Annotated in this window: 15 protein-coding genes and 1 pseudogene; 7 read left to right on the forward strand and 9 right to left on the reverse strand. The window is 63.4% G+C overall.

Annotated features, from left to right (window positions below):
- Positions 1–310: LysM peptidoglycan-binding domain-containing protein (locus X743_RS0137390; RefSeq protein WP_031258688.1), on the forward strand; the 310-nt coding region annotated here is incomplete at its 5' end.
- 14 nt (positions 311–324) lie between these two features.
- Here the strand turns inward: X743_RS0137390 and X743_RS140130 are convergent.
- Positions 325–1,122 (reverse strand): NAD(P)H-dependent oxidoreductase, encoded by a 798-nt coding sequence (locus X743_RS140130; RefSeq protein WP_023768945.1) that lies wholly within the window; start codon positions 1,120–1,122, stop codon positions 325–327.
- A gap of 93 nt (positions 1,123–1,215) precedes the next feature.
- On the opposite strand from X743_RS140130, the gene X743_RS140125 reads away from it, so the two are divergent.
- The 4 genes from X743_RS140125 to holA all read left to right on the forward strand — a co-directional run bounded on the left by X743_RS140125 (position 1,216) and on the right by holA (position 5,733).
- A complete protein-coding gene (locus X743_RS140125) occupies positions 1,216–2,148 on the forward strand; it encodes a LysR family transcriptional regulator (RefSeq protein ID WP_031258690.1) in 933 nt (310 codons plus the stop codon).
- Positions 2,149–2,215: 67 nt separating this feature from the next.
- The gene (locus X743_RS0137395; RefSeq protein ID WP_031258692.1) at positions 2,216–2,563 is read left to right on the forward strand and encodes a metalloregulator ArsR/SmtB family transcription factor; all 348 of its coding nucleotides are present in this window, start codon (positions 2,216–2,218) and stop codon (positions 2,561–2,563) included.
- A gap of 25 nt (positions 2,564–2,588) precedes the next feature.
- Positions 2,589–4,472 (forward strand): ABC transporter ATP-binding protein/permease, encoded by a 1,884-nt coding sequence (locus X743_RS140120; RefSeq protein WP_023768948.1) that lies wholly within the window; start codon positions 2,589–2,591, stop codon positions 4,470–4,472.
- Between the two features lie 214 nt (positions 4,473–4,686).
- Positions 4,687–5,733: a DNA polymerase III subunit delta gene (gene holA, locus X743_RS140115; protein ID WP_023768949.1), complete on the forward strand. Its 1,047-nt coding sequence runs from the start codon at positions 4,687–4,689 to the stop codon at positions 5,731–5,733.
- Between the two features lie 250 nt (positions 5,734–5,983).
- Here the strand turns inward: holA and X743_RS140110 are convergent, their stop codons facing one another.
- The 5 genes and pseudogenes from X743_RS140110 to mnmE all read right to left on the reverse strand — a co-directional run bounded on the left by X743_RS140110 (position 5,984) and on the right by mnmE (position 11,967).
- Positions 5,984–6,871, reverse strand: a complete 888-nt coding sequence (locus X743_RS140110; protein WP_023768950.1) for a ParB/RepB/Spo0J family partition protein — start codon at positions 6,869–6,871, stop codon at positions 5,984–5,986.
- Between the two features lie 80 nt (positions 6,872–6,951).
- Positions 6,952–7,752, reverse strand: a complete 801-nt coding sequence (locus X743_RS140105; protein WP_031250453.1) for a ParA family protein — start codon at positions 7,750–7,752, stop codon at positions 6,952–6,954.
- Positions 7,753–7,807: 55 nt separating this feature from the next.
- Positions 7,808–8,441: pseudogene (gene rsmG, locus X743_RS01000000169580) on the reverse strand (16S rRNA (guanine(527)-N(7))-methyltransferase RsmG).
- A complete protein-coding gene (gene mnmG / locus X743_RS140100) occupies positions 8,438–10,327 on the reverse strand; it encodes a tRNA uridine-5-carboxymethylaminomethyl(34) synthesis enzyme MnmG (RefSeq protein WP_023768954.1) in 1,890 nt (629 codons plus the stop codon). Before mnmG ends, rsmG begins: the two are co-directional and overlap by 4 nt.
- A 308-nt stretch (positions 10,328–10,635) precedes the next feature.
- Complete coding sequence (gene mnmE, locus X743_RS140095; protein WP_023768955.1) at positions 10,636–11,967, reverse strand: tRNA uridine-5-carboxymethylaminomethyl(34) synthesis GTPase MnmE; 1,332 nt, start codon at positions 11,965–11,967, stop codon at positions 10,636–10,638.
- Positions 11,968–12,031: 64 nt separating this feature from the next.
- Between mnmE and X743_RS140090 the strand changes: the two genes are divergently transcribed.
- Entirely contained in the window at positions 12,032–14,047 is a 2,016-nt protein-coding gene (locus X743_RS140090) for a thioredoxin domain-containing protein (protein ID WP_031258694.1), read from the forward strand.
- 159 nt (positions 14,048–14,206) lie between these two features.
- Here X743_RS140090 and rho read toward each other — a convergent pair whose 3' ends face one another.
- The 3 genes from rho to hemE all read right to left on the reverse strand — a co-directional run bounded on the left by rho (position 14,207) and on the right by hemE (position 17,239).
- The gene (gene rho / locus X743_RS140085) at positions 14,207–15,472 is read right to left on the reverse strand and encodes a transcription termination factor Rho (protein WP_031250451.1); all 1,266 of its coding nucleotides are present in this window, start codon (positions 15,470–15,472) and stop codon (positions 14,207–14,209) included.
- Between the two features lie 163 nt (positions 15,473–15,635).
- The gene (gene hemJ / locus X743_RS140080; protein ID WP_023768958.1) at positions 15,636–16,208 is read right to left on the reverse strand and encodes a protoporphyrinogen oxidase HemJ; all 573 of its coding nucleotides are present in this window, start codon (positions 16,206–16,208) and stop codon (positions 15,636–15,638) included.
- On the reverse strand, positions 16,208–17,239 hold the full coding sequence (gene hemE, locus X743_RS140075) for a uroporphyrinogen decarboxylase (protein ID WP_023768959.1): 1,032 nt from the start codon (positions 17,237–17,239) through the stop codon (positions 16,208–16,210). Before hemE ends, hemJ begins: the two co-directional genes overlap by 1 nt.
- 403 nt (positions 17,240–17,642) lie before the next feature.
- On the opposite strand from hemE, the gene X743_RS140070 reads away from it, so the two are divergent.
- Positions 17,643–18,464, forward strand: coding sequence for a pyruvate, water dikinase regulatory protein (locus X743_RS140070; protein WP_031258696.1), 822 nt, complete (start codon positions 17,643–17,645; stop codon positions 18,462–18,464).
- Positions 18,465–18,539 lie beyond the last annotated feature (75 nt).

Here is an 18,539-nt window from a genome sequence, read left to right on the forward strand (position 1 = left end):
TCCGGCCATCGCGGCGGCAGCCACGCCGCCGAGCGACGTGCCCGAGGTCGTGGCACCCAAGCTCGAACACGCCGACAGCGCCGTCATCATCCGCCGCAACGACACGCTGTGGCGGATTTCGCGGCGCGTATACGGCCACGGGGTGCGCTATTCGACCATCTATCTCGCCAACCAGGACCAGATCAGGAATCCCGACCGCATCTGGCCGGGGCAGGTGTTCATGGTTCCGGAAAAGTCGAAGGAAGGCGAAGCCGCCGACCTCAAGGCAATGGGCGAGCAGGCGACGACGGCGCCGGCCAAGACGCAGTAGAAGCCCCGCATCGATCAGCCGGCATCACCGGCGCGGCTGGAGTGAAGCGCGAAACCGGCTGCACCCGGGTCGCCGAGCTCAGGGCGGAGATTCATGCTTGGAATGAGATAATCTCCGCCATTTTGCCGACGATATGGGATCGGCGGCGTCGTCGCCAGCCTCCGCATCCTGTCACGCAGGCGTTCAGCCACGGGCTCGAAGCCGTCCTCTCCGAGACGATCGACCTTGTAGACCACGAAGGGCGGAAGCACGTCGTATCCGGGGTAGTAGAGAATCCCGTGATTGATCGGGAACAGCAGGTCGTCGATGGGTCCGTTGATCCCGCGCGCGGTGTAGTGCTCTTCCCAGCCGCCAACGGTCACGATCAGCATCGCGCGTTTCCCGGCGAGGGTGCCCTCGCCGTAACGATCGCCCCAACGCCGGTCGCTATGCTCGCCAACGCCATAGGCGAATCCATAGGCGAACACACGGTCGACCCAGCCCTTGAGGATCGCCGGCATGGCGAACCACCAAAGCGGGAACTGGAGGATCAAGGTATCGGCCCACAGGAGTTTCTCGATCTCGGCCTTTACATCGTCGGTTAGAGCGTTGGCTTCGAACGCCTTCTTGGAGGCCGCGACGGGTATCAACCGCGCATCAGGTTCGAGCAAGGGGAAGTCGGTGCGATCGACCGCGGATTTCCAGCCATCGGCGTATAGGTCCGACACGCGCACCTCATGTCCTTGAGCCTCTAGTTCCTTGATGGCGACATCGCGAAGGGCGCCGTTGAGCGAACGTGGTTCGGGGTGGGCAAAGACAAGCAGAACTTTCATGGGTCAGATCCAATATTGGGGGGACTGACGTGAAGATAGCCAGCAGCGATGTGATCCACTATATGTAGGCAATGAATAACATTGTGCCGAATAATGGATAAGTCAGACGTCACATTCGAGCGGATGCGCACCTTCGTTCGCGTCGCCGAGCGTGGCAGCCTGTCGGCCGTTGCGCGCGAGCTTGGCGTTGGGCAGTCGACGATCACGCGTCACGTGCGGGAACTCGAAGAAGCGGTCGGTGTGCCTTTGCTCAGCAGAACGACCCGGCGTGTCACGATGACCGCTGAAGGCAGCCGCTATTACGCCAACAGCGTTCAGATCCTGCGCCTTGTGGAACAGGCCAGCGATGAGGCCCGGAGCACGCGCGGCGCGCCCGCCGGTACGATCCGGATAAGCTGTACGGCGGCTTTCGGTGTCTTGCACGTCAGCCGGCTGATCTTCGCTTTCCAGGATCGCCATCCCGACATCGGCATTGATCTCAGCCTCACGGACGAGCGGGTGGACCTCGTCCGCGAGGGCATCGACATCGCGCTCCGCCTGGGGCCGCTCACCGACAGTTCGTTGAAGCTGAGGGCGCTCGGCCAGTCACGGCGTCTGCTCGTGGCGTCTCCGGCCTATCTGGCGGCGCGGGGAAGGCCTTCTGTCCCTTCGGATCTGTCTCGACATGAGGGCATCCGGATGTCGAACGTGGCGGGCAGCGAAACACTTGTTTTGCAGGGCGCCGGCGGCGAACGCCACATGATGCCTTTCGCCGGGCGACTGCGCATCGATCATGGGCTTGCCGCGCGGCAGGCCTTGGTTGCCGCTCGGGGCATCGCGCCGGCGCATCGATGGCTTGTGGACGATCTTCTGGCCGGGGGCTCCCTGGAGGCGATCCTGACGGATTATTCGCTGACGTCCGTTCCACTCAACATGTTGATTGTCCCGGAGCGCGCGGGCGTCGCCAGGGTCCGCTTGCTGGTCGAGTTTCTGGCTGAACGGATTGCCGAGATTCCAGGGATCGAGAAATCCGTCTCACAGAACTAGCCGCTGTCCGATCTGCCCGGAAGAGTAGCTTGCGGCGGTGCACTCCATCGTCTATCGCCGATGAACGATGACAGAATCCGTCCTTGAACCAGACCGCGCCACCGTCGCTTTACCCAACTGCGTCTCCGATAGTCGCGCTGTCGCGGCGCGATTTGCGGCGTTGTCGCATCCGGCGCGGATCGAAATCATAAAACACCTCTCGGCCAGCAATTCCTGCTGTTGCCGCGAGGTCGTCGATCGTTTCGACCTGGCGCAGTCGACGGTGTCCCAGCATCTGAAGATATTGGTCGAGGCCGGCCTGGTCCGGTTCGAGCCCGACCGCCAGCGCTCGCGCTACGCGGTCGATCGCGCGGCACTTGCCGAAATATCGGCATCGCTGGGCGCACTCGTCGATTCCTGCTGCTCCGGCCGCTGACCCTCTCACCCAAAAGGCAAGAAAATTGGCCGAAAAAACCGTCTCCGCCGACACCTCGACCCTGACGACATTGCGCAATTTGTGGCCCTATATGTGGCCGGCCGACCGGGCCGACCTCAGGGCGAGGGTGACCTGGGCGACACTGCTGCTGGTCGTCGCCAAGGTGACACTGGTCGCCGGTCCTTATTTCTTCAAATGGGCGACCGACGCGCTGGCGGGCGGCTTCAAAACACCGCCGCCGCTACCTTCCCTCCTGCTTGCCCCGGTGATGCTGGTCGTCGCGTATAATGTGCTGAGGCTCGTTCAGCTCGGCTTCAACCAGCTGCGCGACGCGCTGTTTGCCCGCGTCGGACAACATGCGGTGCGCCAGCTTGCCTTCCGCACCTTCGTGCACATGCACCAGCTGTCGCTGCGCTTTCACCTGGAGCGTCGCACCGGCGGCCTGTCGCGCATCATCGAGCGCGGCACCAAGGGCATCGAGACGATCGTGCGCTTCATCATGCTGAACACGGCGCCGACCATTCTGGAATTCGCGCTGACCGCCGGCATATTCGGCTTCACCTATGGTTGGAAATATGTGGCCGTGGTCGCGGTCACCGTCTGTGTCTATGTCTGGTTCACGGTCAAGGCCAGCGACTGGCGCATCTCGATCCGCCGCGACATGAACGACAGCGACACCGACGCCAACACCAAGGCGATCGACTCGCTGCTCAATTTCGAGACGGTCAAATATTTCACCAATGAGGCCATGGAGGCCGAGCGCTTCGACCGCTCGATGGCGCGCTACGAGATCGCCGCCACCAAGACCTGGACCTCGCTCGGCTGGCTGAACTTCGGCCAGGGCGCAATCTTCGGTCTAGGCACGGTGGTCGTCATGTGCATGTCGGCGCTGGAGGTCCAGGCTCACACGCAGTCGGTCGGCGATTTCGTCTTCATCAACGCCATGCTGGTGCAACTCTCCGTGCCGCTCAACTTCATCGGCTTCATCTACCGCGAAATCCGCCAGGGCCTCACCGACATCGAGCATATGTTCGACCTGCTCGACGTGCCGCAGGAGATCGTCGACAAGCCCGATGCAAAGCCTCTGGTCGTCAGCGCGGGCAAGGTCGAGTTCCGCGACGTGCATTTCTCCTATGATCCGAACCGCAAGATCCTGAAGGGCATCAGCTTCGACGTGCCGGCCGGCAAGACGGTTGCCATCGTCGGGCCGTCGGGTGCGGGCAAGTCGACCATCTCGCGGCTGCTGTTCCGCTTCTATGACGTGCAGGGCGGCCAGGTGCTGATCGACGGTCAGGACATCAGGGATGTCACCCAGGAGAGCCTGCGCGCGGTGCTCGGCATGGTGCCGCAGGACACGGTGCTGTTCAACGACACCATCGCCTACAACATCCGCTACGGTCGCGTCGGTGCAAGCGAGGCGGAGGTGCGCAAGGCCGCCGAACTTGCCCAGATCGGGCCGTTCATCGAAAAATTGCCCGACGGCTACAAGTCGATGGTCGGCGAGCGCGGGCTGAAGCTCTCCGGTGGCGAGAAACAGCGCGTCGCGATCGCCCGCACCATCCTCAAGGCGCCGCCGATCCTGATGCTCGACGAAGCGACCTCGGCGCTGGACAGCCACACCGAGCAGGAGATCCAGGCCGCGCTCGACCTGGTCAGCAAGGGCCGCACCACCATCGTCATCGCCCACCGCCTGTCGACGGTGATTTCGGCCGACGAGATCATCGTGCTCAAGGATGGCCAGATCGCCGAGCGTGGCACCCACATCGAGCTGATGCGCCAGCATGGCCTTTATGCGTCGATGTGGGATCGCCAGCGCGAAGCGACCGAGGCCGAGGAACGCCTGCGTCGCGCCCGCGAGAGCGACGAATTTGGCGTCATCGTTCGCCGGCGGACGTCGGAGGTGTCGTAGGTTTTTCCTTCCCCCCTTGTGGGGGAAGGTGGCCTCGCGAAGCGAGGTCGGATGAGGGGTGTTCCAGGGAACACCAACGCCTCACTCCGTCACGCACCCCTCATCCGTCTCGGCGCTGCGCGCCGATCCACCTTCTCCCGCAAGGGGAGAAGGAAAGGAGCGGCCGCACCGATGGCCGTTCACTCGGCCCCCGCATCATGCTAACCCACCCTTCATGGCACAGAAGAAAGCTTTCGAGGTCGATTCCTGGCTCGCGCGACCTGATCCACGCGTCTCGATCGTCCTGCTTTACGGCCCCGATCGCGGCCTCGTCTCCGAGCGCGCGAAAGCCTTTGCCGCAAAGACCGGCCTGCCGCTCGACGATCCCTTCTCGGTGGTCCGGCTCGAGGGTTCGGAGGTCGATCGCGACGAGGGCCGGCTGCTCGACGAGGCCCGCACCGTGCCGATGTTTTCCGACCGCCGCCTGCTCTGGGTTCGCAACGCCAGCGGCCAGAAGGCGCTGGCCGACGATGTCAAGGCGCTGGCGGCGGAGCCCGCGCGTGACGCGATCATCCTCATCGAGGCCGGCGATCTGAAGAAAGGCGTCGGGCTGCGCGCCGTGGTCGAGGCCGCCGACATTGCCATGGCGTTGCCCTGCTACGCCGATGAGGCGCGCGACATCGATACGGTCATCGACGACGAGCTGCGCAAGGCCGGCATGTCGATGACGCTGGAGGCGAGGCAGGCGCTGCGCCGCAATCTCGGCGGCGACCGGTTGGCCTCACGCGGCGAGATCGAGAAGCTTATTCTCTACGCCCACGGCCAGAAGGAAATCGGGCTCGAAGAGGTGCGGGCCATGTCGGGCGATGTGTCCGGCGCTTCGTTCGACGACGCGGTCGACGCGCTGCTCGAAGGCAAGGTCGGCGACTTCGACACCGCCTTCACCCGTCACTGCCAGTCCGGCGGGCCACCTTTCCTGGTGCTGTCCTCGGCCATGCGCCAGCTGCAGCAGATCCAGGTGATGCGTGGCCAGATGGAGCAAGGCGGTCGCAACGCGGCCTCGGTCGTCGCCGGCGCCCGCCCGCCGGTTTTCTTCTCGCGGCGCAAGCTGGTCGAGAAGGCGCTGGAGCGCTGGAGCAGCGACGCGCTTGGCCGTGCATTGACCCGGTTGCAGACGGCAGTATTGCAGACGCGCCGGCGGCCGGATTTGTCGGTGGCGCTGGCAAGACAGGCGTTGCTGGGGATCGCGGTGGAGAGCGCGAGGCTGGGGCAGCGCGGCTAATCTCCCCCCTCGAGGGGGAGATGTCGCCGGAGGCGACAGAGGGGGTCGGCACGACCGGACGCCAACCTCTTCTTCCCCTTCAGCAGGAAGCCGGCGCTTGATGGAGACGACCTCCTCTGGCCTGCCGGCCATCTCCCCCTCAAGGAGGGAGATTGGCAGCCTCGCCGATTTCGCCAATCATCGAGACTGAAAAAGAGAAGGGCTGGCAACGCCAGCCCACGCCGAATCCCGAAGGTAATTCGCCGGCTAACTACCTCTCCTGCTTCAACCGCCGGCACAGCTCGTCCAGCTGCTCCAGCGACCTATAGGAAACCCTTAACTCGCCGCCCTTGCCCTTGTGGTCGATGGCCACGATCATCCCCAGCGTGTCGGTCATCAGCTTTTCCAGCGCCAGCGTGTCGGTGTCCTTTTCCGGCGCACCCTGCGGCTGCTTCGGCTTGGCCGGCGTGGGGCCAGCCGGCATCTGCGCCAACGCCTCGGCCTGGCGCACCGAAAGGCCCTCTTCCACGATGCGCTTGGCCAGACCGGCCGGATCCTCCGCGGTGACCAGGGTGCGGGCATGGCCCGCCGACAACGCGCCGTCGACCAGCATGTCGCGGATCACATCCGGCAGCTTCAACAGCCGCAGCGTGTTGGCGACGTGGCTGCGGCTCTTGCCGATGACATTGCCGAGGTCGGCCTGGGTGTAGCCATGCTCGTCGATCAGCTGCTGGTAGCCCTGCGCTTCCTCGACCGCGTTGAGGTCGGCGCGTTGGACGTTCTCGATGATCGCCAGCTCGAGCGCGGTGCGGTCGTTGACCTCGCGGATGATAACCGGGATCTCGGTCAGACCGGCGCGTTGCGCCGCCCGCCAGCGCCGCTCGCCGGCGATGATCTCGTAGCGGCCAGCCTGCGTCGGCGACGGCCGCGCGACCACCGGCTGCACCACGCCATGTTCGCGGATCGACTGGGCGAGGTCGGTCAACTCGGCATCGCCAAAATGCCGGCGCGGATTTTTCGGGTTCGGGCTGATAAACTCGATCGGCACCTTGCCGTCGGCGCTCATGCCGGGCTTTTCCGGTGCCGCCGGCCGGTCGATTTCGCCGATCAGTGCTGCCAGCCCACGGCCCAGTCTCTTTCTCGAAAGGTCTTCGCTCATTTTTATTCCAAGTCTTCTTTATTCAAGGACTCAAGATCGTTTCGGTATCGAATCGGCTGTTGATCCTGCATCGGCTCCAATCAAGCGGCACGCAATTTGCGCTCGCGGCGGATCACTTCCGACGCCAGCTGCAGATAGGCCTGGCTGCCGGAGCACTTCAAATCGTAAAGGATCGCCGGCTTGCCGTAGGACGGCGCCTCGGACACCCGCACATTGCGCGGAATGATGGTCTCATAGACCTTGTCGCCCATATGCTGCCGCACATCCTGCACCACCTGGTTGGCGAGATTGTTGCGGCCGTCATACATGGTCAGCACGATACCCTGGATGGTGAGCTCCGGATTGATCGAGCGGCGGACCTGCTCGACGGTTTCCAGCAACTGGCTGAGGCCTTCGAGCGCGAAGAACTCGCATTGCAGCGGCACGAGAACAGAATCGGCCGCGGCCATTGAATTCAAAGTCAAAAGATTGAGTGACGGCGGGCAGTCGATCAGCACATAGCCGAATGGCGCTCCGCGCTCGGTCGCGGCACGCAGCGCGTTGCGCAATTTGAGCACACGGTCGGGCGCCGAGGCGATCTCCATTTCGATGCCGAGGAGGTCGAGCGTCGACGGCACGATCGACAGGCCGGGCACCGCGGTCGGGATGGCCGCTTCTTCCAGCTCCAGCTCGCCGGTCAGCACGTCATAGGACGACACGGTCCGGTCCTTGCGGTCGATGCCGAGGCCGGTGCTGGCGTTGCCTTGCGGATCTAGGTCGACGATCAGCACCTTTTCGCCGATCGCCGCCAGCGCGGTGGCGAGGTTGATTGCGGTGGTGGTCTTGCCGACACCGCCCTTCTGGTTGGCTACGGTGATGATTCGGGGGCCGTTCTTCATCATGGATTTATGCCAGAAATTCATTTTTCGGGTCGCCAATGGCTCGACAAGTCGAAGATCAGACTGGTCGCAGGTCGGACAGTTCGAGGATGACGCCATGCGGGTCGGTCACACTGGGATGTTCTACCAGATCGAAGGCCCATCGGTTAACGCTTTCTTGCACTTCGGCGCGATAATCCCGGCCTTTGTGGAACAGGCCGCGCGCGCCTGTCGTCAGCCAGGGCGCCGACAGATCCAGCAGCGTCGGCAGCGAGGCCAGGGCCCGCGCCGTGACGATTTGCGGTGCCGAAACAAGCGCATGGCTTTCATCGATGCGGCGCGCCACGACCCGCGCCGGCAGGCTGAACTGACCGACCACGGCCTGCAGGAAGGACGCCTTCTTGCGGTTGCTTTCGACCAAATCGATGCTTGCGCCATCACGCTCGGCAAGCAGGAANCAGGAAAGCCATGACCAGGCCGGGAAATCCGCCGCCCGAGCCGATGTCGACCCAGCGCTTGGCATCAGGCTCCAGCCGCGCCAACTGCGCGCTGTCCAGGATGTGACGCTGCCAGACATCGCCCGATGTCGACTGCGCCACGAGATTGATGCTGCGGTTCCATTTCTGGAACATCTCTTCGAACGCGACCAGGCGATCGAATGTTTCACGTGAAACCGGACCGGCCGCGTCCTGCAGGCTCTCTAGGGAGCTCACGCAACAACTCTTTGTTCGCTCTGGAGCCTCTGCGCGGTCTCATGGTGCCGGACATGAGCGACGATGATCGCCAGCGCCGCCGGCGTCATACCTTCCATGCGCTGCGCGTCGGCAATGGAACGCGGCCGCCGCGCTTGCATCTTCTGCTTCAATTCATTGGACAGTCCGGGCACGCCGGCGAAATCGACGGTCGCCGGGATCAGCCGGCTCTCCTCATGGCGGATCTGCGCGACATCGGTCTTCTGCCGATCGAGATAGACAGAATATTTCGCCTCCGTTTCGAGACGCTCTGCCGTCTTGGCGTCGATCGCGCCAAATCCCGGCTCGACCCTGGCCAGCCAAGCCACGTCGAGACCGGGATAGGCCAGCAGCTCATAGCCGGACCGGCGCACGCCATCCCTGTTGATCTCCAGCCCGTGCCGCGCTGCCTCATTGGGGGTCATCGTCAGCGTCGTCGCCAGCGCCCGCGCCTCATCGAGCCGCCGCATGACGTCGCCGTAGCGCTGCATCCGTTGCGCCGAAGCAATTCCCAGCTTCGCAGCGAGAGGCGTCAGCCGCTCATCCGCATTGTCTGCGCGTAGCGATAGCCGGAATTCGGCGCGCGAGGTGAACATGCGGTATGGCTCGCTGATGCCGCGGCTGGTCAAGTCGTCGACCATGACGCCGATATAGGCCACGGTGCGGCTGAGCACGATCTGCTCGCCGCCCGATGCGCGCCGCGCCGCGTTGAGCCCCGCAAGCAAGCCCTGGCCCGCGGCTTCCTCATAGCCGGTCGTGCCGTTGATCTGCCCGGCCAGGAACAGCCCGGCGACACGCTTCGTCTCCAACGTCTGATTGAGCTCGCGCGGATCGACATGATCATATTCGATGGCATAGCCGGGCTGCAGCATGACAGTCCGCTCCAGCCCGGGAATGGTCTTCAGGATGTCGAGCTGCACATCCTCCGGCAGCGAGGTCGAAATGCCATTGGGATAAACGGTATCGTCGTCGAGCCCTTCCGGCTCAAGGAAAATCTGGTGGCCGTCGCGGTCGCCGAACTTGACGATCTTATCCTCGATCGACGGGCAATAGCGCGGTCCCACGCCTTCGATCGAACCGGAATACATGGCCGAGCGGCCGAGATTGGCGCGGATCAGCTGATGCGTGGCCGTCGTCGTGCGGGTGATGCCGCAATCGATCTGCGGCGTCTCGATGCGATCGGTCATCAGCGAGAACGGCACGGGATCCTCATCCGCCGCCTGGCTCTCCAGCGACGCCCAATCGATGGTCTTCCCGTTCAGCCGCGGCGGCGTGCCGGTCTTCAGGCGGCCGAGCGTGAAGCCCACGCGGCTCATCGTCGCCGACAGGCCAAGGCTCGCCTGCTCGTTCATGCGGCCGGCGACGATCTTCTTCTCACCGATGTGAATGAGCCCGCGCAGAAAAGTTCCGGTGGTCAGCACCACGGCACCGCAGGCAAGTCGCCTTCCATTGGCCAGGAGCACAGCCGCGATATGCCCCTCTTCTATCTCGAAGTCGAGCACTTCGGCCTCGATCACGTCGAGATCGTTCTGCTGCCGAATCGCTTCCTGCATGGCAAGGCGATAGAGCTTCCTGTCAGCCTGCGTGCGCGGCCCGCGCACCGCCGGGCCCTTGCGGCGGTTGAGCAAGCGGAACTGGATGCCCGCCGCATCCGCTATCCGGCCCATCAGCCCGTCCATGGCGTCGATCTCGCGGACGAGGTGGCCCTTGCCGAGCCCGCCGATCGCCGGATTGCAAGACATGACGCCGATCGTGTCGAAGCGCAGCGTCACCAGCGCCGTCCGGGCGCCGGCGCGCGCGGCAGCACTGGCCGCCTCGCAACCCGCATGGCCGCCGCCCACCACAACCACATCATAGTGATCGGTCATTTCCAAATCCTGGACTCGAATAGAATGCAGGGACACATGTCCCCGCAAGGTCAAGCTGTCAAGAAGACTTCGCGGCAAGTTTCACGTGAAACAGAGCAATGCGTCTATACCCTCCCCCTTGTGGGGAGGGTCGCTGCGAAGCAGCGGGGTGGGGGTGCGGCGCTGACCCCCACCCGGACCTGCGGTCCGACCTCCCCACAAGGGGGAGGTAGGGCGTGGCGCCGTGTTTTCGCTGAGTCACCACGGCTAGCGATGTTTCACGTGAATCACCAACCGTCCCTTTCAGGCGCGTGCGTGTTTCACGTGAGTCATTTTCCGATGCAGAACTGCGAGAAGATGACGTCGAACATATCCTCGACGTGGATAGCTCCGACAATTCGGCCCAGTTGATCAGCGGCCAACCGCAGTTCCTCGGCACGCAGCTCCTGGCCGGCAACGTCGCCGTCTACAGCGTGAACCAGATGGCGCTTCGCTTCGCCGAGCAGTTCGACATGGCGCAGCCGCGACGGCAGCACATCGCCAAAATTGCCAGCCGCATCCGCGGCGCGCCGACCGATCTCCGCCAGCAACGCATCGACACCGGCCCCGCTGACGACGGAAATGACGAGATCATACCGGTGGCCCGCTTCCGCGGACGCCTGGGCATCCAGCAAATCGAGCTTGGTTCCGACGCGCAATGCCGGGACCGTTGCGGACAACGGCCCGATATCCCCGGGGTCTGCTACGTCTTCCAACACCAGCAGGAGATCGGCGCGGGCGGCCTTCGCCCTCGCCCGCTCGATGCCGATCGCCTCGACTTTGCCTGCCGCTTCCCGCAGCCCGGCCGTATCCGTCAGCCGGACCCGCAGCCCTCCGAGATCCAGCGCCACCTCGAGCAGATCCCGCGTCGTGCCCGGTTCATCCGTTACAATAGCAGCATCCCGGCGCGCCAAGGCGTTGAACAGACTCGACTTGCCGGCATTGGGCGCACCGAGAATGACGACCTCGAACCCGTCGCGAATGATCTCGGCGGCACTGAAACCGGCGATATGATTGTCGATCTCGTCGATCATGACCCGCATGTCAGACCAAACCGTGTCCGAAACGGAACTGGGCACATCGTCCTCGTCGGCAAAGTCGATCTCCGCCTCGATCATGGCCCGCGCATGGATCAGCCGCCGACGCCAAGCGAGATAAAGTTCGCTCTGGGCGCCTTCGGCATTGCGGATGGCAAAGCGGCGCTGCGCCTCGGTCTCGGCATTGACCAGATCGGCGAGCGCCTCGGTCTCGACCAGGTCCACCTTGCCGTTCAGGAAGGCGCGGCGCGTGAATTCACCGGGTTCTGCGTGCCTGACGCCGTCGAAACTGCCGATCGTCCGCAACATCCCGGCGACAACGGCGCGTCCGCCATGGACATGGAATTCGGCGACATCCTCGCCGGTGAAGCTGGCCGGACCGGGGAAGAAGACGACCAGTCCGTTGTCCAGCACGGTTCCATCCGGCGCTTTGAACGGGCGCAGGGTCGCCGCGCGCGCCTTAACCATGCCGCCGGCGATCGTTTCGACAACGAATCGAGTCTGCGGACCTGAAATGCGCAGCACCGCGACGCCGGCCGGCAACCGGCCACTCGACAGTGCAATGATGGAATCGACTGAAATCATTTGCCCGCTTTGTTGAACCGCCCTAGCTTCCGCCACACGTTGAGTTTGCCCCGAGTTGCCTGTCGTGACATTGCCCGCGAAAAACCTGCTTGCCGACGAAGTCAGCCCCTATCTGCAGCAGCATAGCGGCAATCCCGTCCATTGGCGGGCCTGGTCGCCGGCTTCGCTCGAAGAGGCAAAGGCCCTGGACAGGCCGATCCTGCTCTCCGTCGGCTATGCCGCCTGCCACTGGTGCCATGTCATGGCCCATGAAAGCTTCGAGAATGACGACGTCGCCGCCGTCATGAACCGTCTGTTCGTCAATATCAAGGTCGACCGCGAGGAGCGTCCCGACATCGACCAGATCTACATGGCCGCCTTGTCCTCCATGGGCGAGCAGGGCGGCTGGCCGCTGACCATGTTCCTGACGCCGGACGGCAAGCCGTTCTGGGGCGGCACCTATTTTCCGCGTCAGGCGCGCTATGGCCGTCCGGGCTTCATCGAGGTGATGGAGGCCGTCGACAAGGCCTGGCGTGAGAAGCGGACAAGCCTGCACCAGAGCGCCGATGGCTTGACCTCCCATGTCGAGGCCCGGCTTTCGGGTACGCATTCCAGGGCGGTTCTCGATCGCGACACGCTGTCCGAACTCGCCGGCCGCATCGACGGCATGATCGACCGCGATCTCGGAGGCCTGCGCGGCGCGCCGAAATTCCCCAACGCGCCGTTCATGCTCACCCTTTGGCTATCCTGGCTGCGCGATGGCAATGCCACCCACCGAGACGACGTGCTGGTCAGCCTCGAACAGATGCTGGGCGGCGGCATCTACGATCATATCGGCGGCGGGCTCAGCCGCTACTCCACCGACGCGGAATGGCTGGTGCCGCATTTCGAGAAGATGCTCTACGACAATGCAGAGTTGATCCGCTTCTGCACCTGGGCCTTCGCTGCAAGCGGCGACGATTTGTTCCGGCTACGAATCGAAGAAACCGTCGATTGGCTGCTGCGCGAAATGCGCGTCGATGGCGGCGCCTTTGCCGCCAGCCTGGACGCCGACAGCGATGGCGAGGAAGGGCTGTTCTACACCTGGAGCAGGGACGAGATAGAAGCCGCCCTCGGCGAAGATTCCACCTTGTTTTTCAAACACTTCGCGCTTTCCAGCCCGCCGGCCTGGGAAGGCAAGCCAATCATCCATCAAACCAGCGATCAGCAGTCCGAGAGCGTGACCGATCGTGAACAGCTCGTTCCGCTCAAGGCGAGGCTCCTTGCCGTGCGCGAAGGGCGCGTCAGGCCAGGCCTCGACGCAAAAACCCTCACCGACTGGAACGGCCTGATGATTGCGGCGCTGGCCGAGGCCGGCCGCTCGCTGGCGCGGCCCGACTGGATCGACGCCGCGGCGAAAGCCTTCGGCCATATCAGCGCCGCCAGCCGCGACAACCGCTTGCCGCATTCGATGCTCGGCGCCCGGAAACTGTTCCCGGCTCTGTCGAGCGACTACGCCGCCATGACCAATGCCGCGATCTCGCTGTTCGAGGCGTCCGGCGATTGGGCCTATATCGAACAAGCCGGCCGGTTCGTCCAACAGCTCGACCTCTGGCACGCCGATGCCTCGGGAACAGGCTATTATCTGACCGCTTCGGACAGCACAGACGTGCCGATCCGCATCAGGGGCGACGTCGACGAAGCCATTTCATCAGCCACCAGCCAGATCATCGAGGCGCTGGTCCGGCTCGCCTCCGTCACCGGCGATCTCGACCTGCAGGAGCGGGCCTGGACGATCGCCGAGCATGCCGCCGGCCGCGCCGAGCACCAGGCCTATGGCCAGGCGGGCATCGTCAATGCCTGCGCGCTTGCGCTCGAACCGCTGAAATTGGTCATCGTGGACGCGCCGGAGGATCCAACGCTCGTTCCGGTGGCGAATCGAAATCCTGATCCACGTCGCGTCGATATCGTCGTGCCAATTGGTACGGTAGCGAATCGACCCTTGCTGCCTGGCGGAGTCCTGCCACCAACCAACAGGCCAGGGGCCTGGCTGTGCACTGGCCAGGTCTGCCTTCCCGCCGTGACTGATCCGGGTGAGTTGGAAGGTTTGTTGCGGCGATAGTGCCTTACCCTCCCCCTTGTGGGGAGGGTCGGCTCATGATCGAGCGAAGCGTAGAGCATGAGACGGGCTGGGGGTGCTCGTAAGCGCTACCTTGGCGCAGACCCCACCCCGCTCCGCTTCGCGGATCGACCCTCCCCACAAGGGGGAGGGTGAGCTGAACTACGTGTTCATCGAATCGAAGAAATCGGCGTTGGTCTTGGTCTGCTTCAGCTTGTCGATGAGGAACTCGATGGCGTCGGTGGTTCCCATCGGCGCCAGGATGCGGCGCAGCACGAAGATCTTCTGCAGGTCGGCGCGCGGCACCAGCAGGTCCTCCTTGCGGGTACCAGACTTGAGGATGTCCATGGCCGGGTAGATGCGCTTGTCGGCGACCTTGCGGTCGAGCTGGATTTCGCAGTTGCCGGTGCCCTTGAACTCTTCGAAGATGACTTCGTCCATACGGCTGCCGGTGTCGATCAGCGCGGTGGCGATGATGGTCAGCGAGCCGCCTTCCTCGATGTTGCGGGCCGCGCCGAAGAAGCGCTTCGGCCGCTGCAGGGCGTTGGCGTCGACACCGCCGGTCAGCACCTTGCCGGATGACGGCACCACGGTGTTGTAGGCGCGGCCGAGGCGGGTGATGGAATCGAGCAGGATGACGACGTCGCGGCCATGCTCGACCAGGCGCTTGGCCTTTTCGATCACCATCTCGGCGACCTGCACGTGGCGCACCGCCGGCTCGTCGAAGGTCGAGGAGATCACCTCGCCCTTCACCGAGCGCTGCATGTCGGTCACTTCTTCCGGCCGCTCGTCGATCAGAAGCACGATCAGATAGCATTCCGGATGGTTGGCGGTGATCGAGTGGGCGATGTTCTGCATCAGCACCGTCTTGCCGGTGCGCGGCTGCGCGTTGATCAGCGCACGCTGTCCCTTGCCGATCGGCGCTACCAGGTCGATCACCCGCGACGAGATGTCCTTGCTGGTCGGGTTGTCGATCTCCATCTTCAGCCGCTTGGTCGGATAGAGCGGCGTCAGATTGTCGAAGTGGATCTTGTGGCGGATCTTTTCGGGATCGTCGAAATTGATCGTGTTGACCTTGAGCAGCGCGAAATAGCGTTCGCCCTCCTTCGGGCTGCGGATCGGCCCTTCGACGGTGTCGCCGGTCTTCAATGAAAAGCGGCGGATCTGCGAGGGCGAGATGTAGATATCGTCGGGACCGGGCAGATAATTGGCATTGGCGGAGCGCAGGAAACCGAAGCCGTCCTGCAGCACCTCGACCACGCCGTCACCGATGATCTCGATCTCCTGGGCGGCCAGTTTCTTCAGGATGGAGAACATCAGCTCCTGCTTGCGCATGACGCTGGCGTTTTCCACCTCGAGCGATTCGGCATAAGCGATCAGCTCTGGCGGTTTCTTGTTCTTGAACTCTGCGAGTTTCATTTCTTGCATAGACGGACTCTGAATCTGCTTTGGGGAAAATATATCGGCGGGATGCGACAAATGCCGGGCGCGGCCGAAAACAGTGGGGGCGGCGCATGACGGGAAGGAAGACCCGTCTTTTATCGTCGGTCGGGTGAAAGAGCAAGCTGCGTTTTACGCGACCGATGGAGGCCTACAACGGCTTGACGACAACCAGGATCACGATTGCGATCATGAGCAATGTGGGGATCTCGTTGATCATCCGCCAGTGCTTCGCGGACTTTTCGTTGGCGTCCTCGGCAAATTTCCGCACCGCGCCGGCCAGATAGCCGTGAACGGCGGACAACAGCAGCACGAAACCGATCTTGGCGTGCAGCCAGCCGCCCTGGAAACCAAAGCCTTTCCAGGCAAGCCACAGGCCGAACATCCAGGTCGCGATCATTGCCGGATTGATGATGCCTCGCAGCAAGCGCCGCTCCATCACCTTGAAGGTCTCCGACTGCACCGAGCCCTTCTCGGCATCGGCGTGATAGACAAGCAGCCGCGGCAAATAGAGCATGCCAGCCATCCACGAAATGACGGCCAGGATATGGATCGCCTTCGCCCAGGGATAGAAACCGTCGGGTGCAACGAAAAACAACAGCGCCGTCAGCACGATCAGCGCGGCGATGCCGACGGTCATGCGTATCATCGCCTGGCCGGTGCTGCCCCCATTGCCAGCGTTGGTCGTATTGGCTGGATTGTTCATCTCTTTTGGCCGAGCCATCAGCGTGTCGCGCTCCTCACCAGTTTCACCATCGCCTCGACATGCGCCACCGGCGTTTCCGGCGTGATGCCGTGGCCGAGATTGAAGATCAGCGGTCCATCTCCCAACGCCTTCAGGATAGCCGCGACGCCATCGGACAGTGCCTTGCCGCCAGCCACCAGTCGCAAAGGATCGAGATTGCCCTGGACGGCACCAGAGCGTTGCAAGTCCTTCGCCGCCGCCAGGGGCACCGTCCAGTCGATCCCCAGCCCCGTCACACCTGTCTTCTCGCGATAGCTCTGGTAGCGGGCGCCGGCGCCCTTGGGAAAGCCGATGACCGGCACATCGGGATGAACGGCTCTTACCTGTCTGACGATCTCGGCCACCGGCTCGACGCAGAACTGTTCGAAGGAGGCATCGTCGAGCACGCCCGACCAGGAATCGAATATCTGCACCACGTCGGCACCCGCCTCGATCTGGCGGATGAGATAGGCGGCGGAATGATCGGCCAGCACCTTCAGCAGTTGTCGAAACGCCACCGGCTCGCGGTAAGCAAACAGCCGCGCCGGTGCCTGGTCCGGCGTGCCGTGGCCGGCGATCATGTAGGTCGCCACCGTCCACGGCGCGCCGCAGAAGCCGATCAGTGTCGTCTCGTCAGGCAATCTTGCCCGCAAGCGGCGAACCGTCTCGTAGACCGGTTCGAGATTCACGTGAAACACATCGCTTTCGAGAGCCAAAATCTCCGCCGCCGAGATCGGCGTCAAAAGCGGTCCTCTGCCCTCCTCGAAGCGCACGTCACGGCCAAGCGCATGCGGAACGACAAGGATGTCCGAGAACAGGATCGAGGCATCGAAGCCGAAGCGTTCTATCGGCTGCAGCGTCACTTCGACCGCAAGGTCGGGGTCGTAGCAGAGGTCGAGGAACGAACCGGCTCGCCTGCGCGTTTCACGGTACTCCGGCAGATAGCGTCCGGCCTGGCGCATCATCCAGAGTGGTGGAGGAAAAATCGCCTTGCCCTTCAGGACATCCAGCATGATCCGGTTCTGGGGCATCGAGCGCTCGCTTCTCCAAGCCTCTTTCTAATCAAATATTCTTATATCTAAGATTCTTCTGATTCTAAGAGTCTGTTGGTTCTGGTGGTTGCCACCTGTCCCGCTTCGCCTCGCAAAAAGCCAGCAAGCATATTGTCGCGCGTTCGTTTGGCCGGATTGTTGGGTTCTGGGGACGGTCGGGAATCCATCATCGCTTCCAAAGCGTTAGGACCCGGCCGGAAAGCCCGGCCCTGTGGACAGGCCAAGGCCAAGAGAATCCGTCCACGGACTTGTCCCCAGCCCTCCGACGAAGCTGACAGCACATCGAATTGTGGACAAACTGGCATCTGATACAGTCGCCTCCAACGAGCCTGGCTCGCTGTCCGACCTTATCCACATCCGCCCACAGCCCCAGGTGATCCCTGTGAACAAACCCCAGAGCTTCTTTCACCTGCACCTGATTTCCGACGCGACCGGCGAAACGCTGCTCGCTGCCGGCCGGGCCGCCTCGGCGCAATACAAGGACGCGCGCGCCATCGAGCATATCTACCCGCTGATCCGCACCGAAAAGCAGGTGGCGAAAGTGTTCGAGGACATCGAGGAGGAGCCCGGCATCATTCTCTACACCGTCGTCGACCAGAAGCTGGCGCGCGGCATCGATGAGCGCTGTGCGGCGATGGGCCTGCCCTGCGTCTCCGTGCTGGAGCCTGTGCTCACCGTGTTCCAGTCCTATCTCGGCACGCCGGCCGGCCGGCGCGTCGGCGCCCAGCATGTCCTCGACGCCGAATATTTTCGCCGCATCGATGCGCTCAACTTCACCATGGATCATGATGACGGCCAGCTGCCGCTCAACATGGACGACGCCGATGTCGTGCTGATCGGCATCTCGCGCACCTCGAAGACGCCGACCAGCATCTATCTCGCCAATCGCGGCATCAAGACCGCCAACATTCCGATCGTGCTCGGCGTGCCCGTCCCCGAAAGCCTGGTCGCGGCCAAGACCCCCCTGGTGGTCGGGCTGATCGCCACCGCCGAACGGATCTCGCATGTCCGCCAAAACCGCATCCTCGGTAACAGCAGCTCCTACGTGCCGACCGATTATGTCGACCGCGCCGCCATCAACGAAGAACTCGCCTACGCCCGCCAGATCTGCACGCGCCATGGCTGGCCGATGATCGACGTCAGCCGCCGCTCGATCGAGGAAACCGCGGCGGCGATCGTTGCCCTGCGGGGGAAGTCGCGCTAGGCAGACGAGATAAGTGAGTATTCCGTCACGCACCCCTCATCCGTCGCCTTCGGCGACACCTTCTCCCGCAGGGGG

This window comes from Mesorhizobium sp. LNHC232B00, from assembly GCF_000502435.1.
In the GTDB taxonomy this organism is placed as follows: Bacteria; Pseudomonadota; Alphaproteobacteria; order Rhizobiales; family Rhizobiaceae; genus Mesorhizobium; species Mesorhizobium opportunistum.

Excerpts from the sequence above, each read along its gene's own strand:
- X743_RS140130 (WP_023768945.1), bottom strand. The coding sequence starts at position 1,122 with ATGAAAGTTCTGCTTGTCTTTGCCCACCCCGAACCACGTTCGCTCAAC.
- X743_RS140125 (WP_031258690.1), top strand. The coding sequence starts at position 1,216 with ATGGATAAGTCAGACGTCACATTCGAGCGGATGCGCACCTTCGTTCGC.
- X743_RS0137395 (WP_031258692.1), top strand. The coding sequence starts at position 2,216 with ATGACAGAATCCGTCCTTGAACCAGACCGCGCCACCGTCGCTTTACCC.
- holA (WP_023768949.1), top strand. The coding sequence starts at position 4,687 with ATGGCACAGAAGAAAGCTTTCGAGGTCGATTCCTGGCTCGCGCGACCT.
- X743_RS140110 (WP_023768950.1), bottom strand. The coding sequence starts at position 6,871 with ATGAGCGAAGACCTTTCGAGAAAGAGACTGGGCCGTGGGCTGGCAGCA.
- X743_RS140105 (WP_031250453.1), bottom strand. The coding sequence starts at position 7,752 with ATGATGAAGAACGGCCCCCGAATCATCACCGTAGCCAACCAGAAGGGC.
- mnmG (WP_023768954.1), bottom strand. The coding sequence starts at position 10,327 with ATGACCGATCACTATGATGTGGTTGTGGTGGGCGGCGGCCATGCGGGT.
- mnmE (WP_023768955.1), bottom strand. The coding sequence starts at position 11,967 with ATGATTTCAGTCGATTCCATCATTGCACTGTCGAGTGGCCGGTTGCCG.
- rho (WP_031250451.1), bottom strand. The coding sequence starts at position 15,472 with ATGCAAGAAATGAAACTCGCAGAGTTCAAGAACAAGAAACCGCCAGAG.
- hemJ (WP_023768958.1), bottom strand. The coding sequence starts at position 16,208 with ATGGCTCGGCCAAAAGAGATGAACAATCCAGCCAATACGACCAACGCT.
- hemE (WP_023768959.1), bottom strand. The coding sequence starts at position 17,239 with ATGCCCCAGAACCGGATCATGCTGGATGTCCTGAAGGGCAAGGCGATT.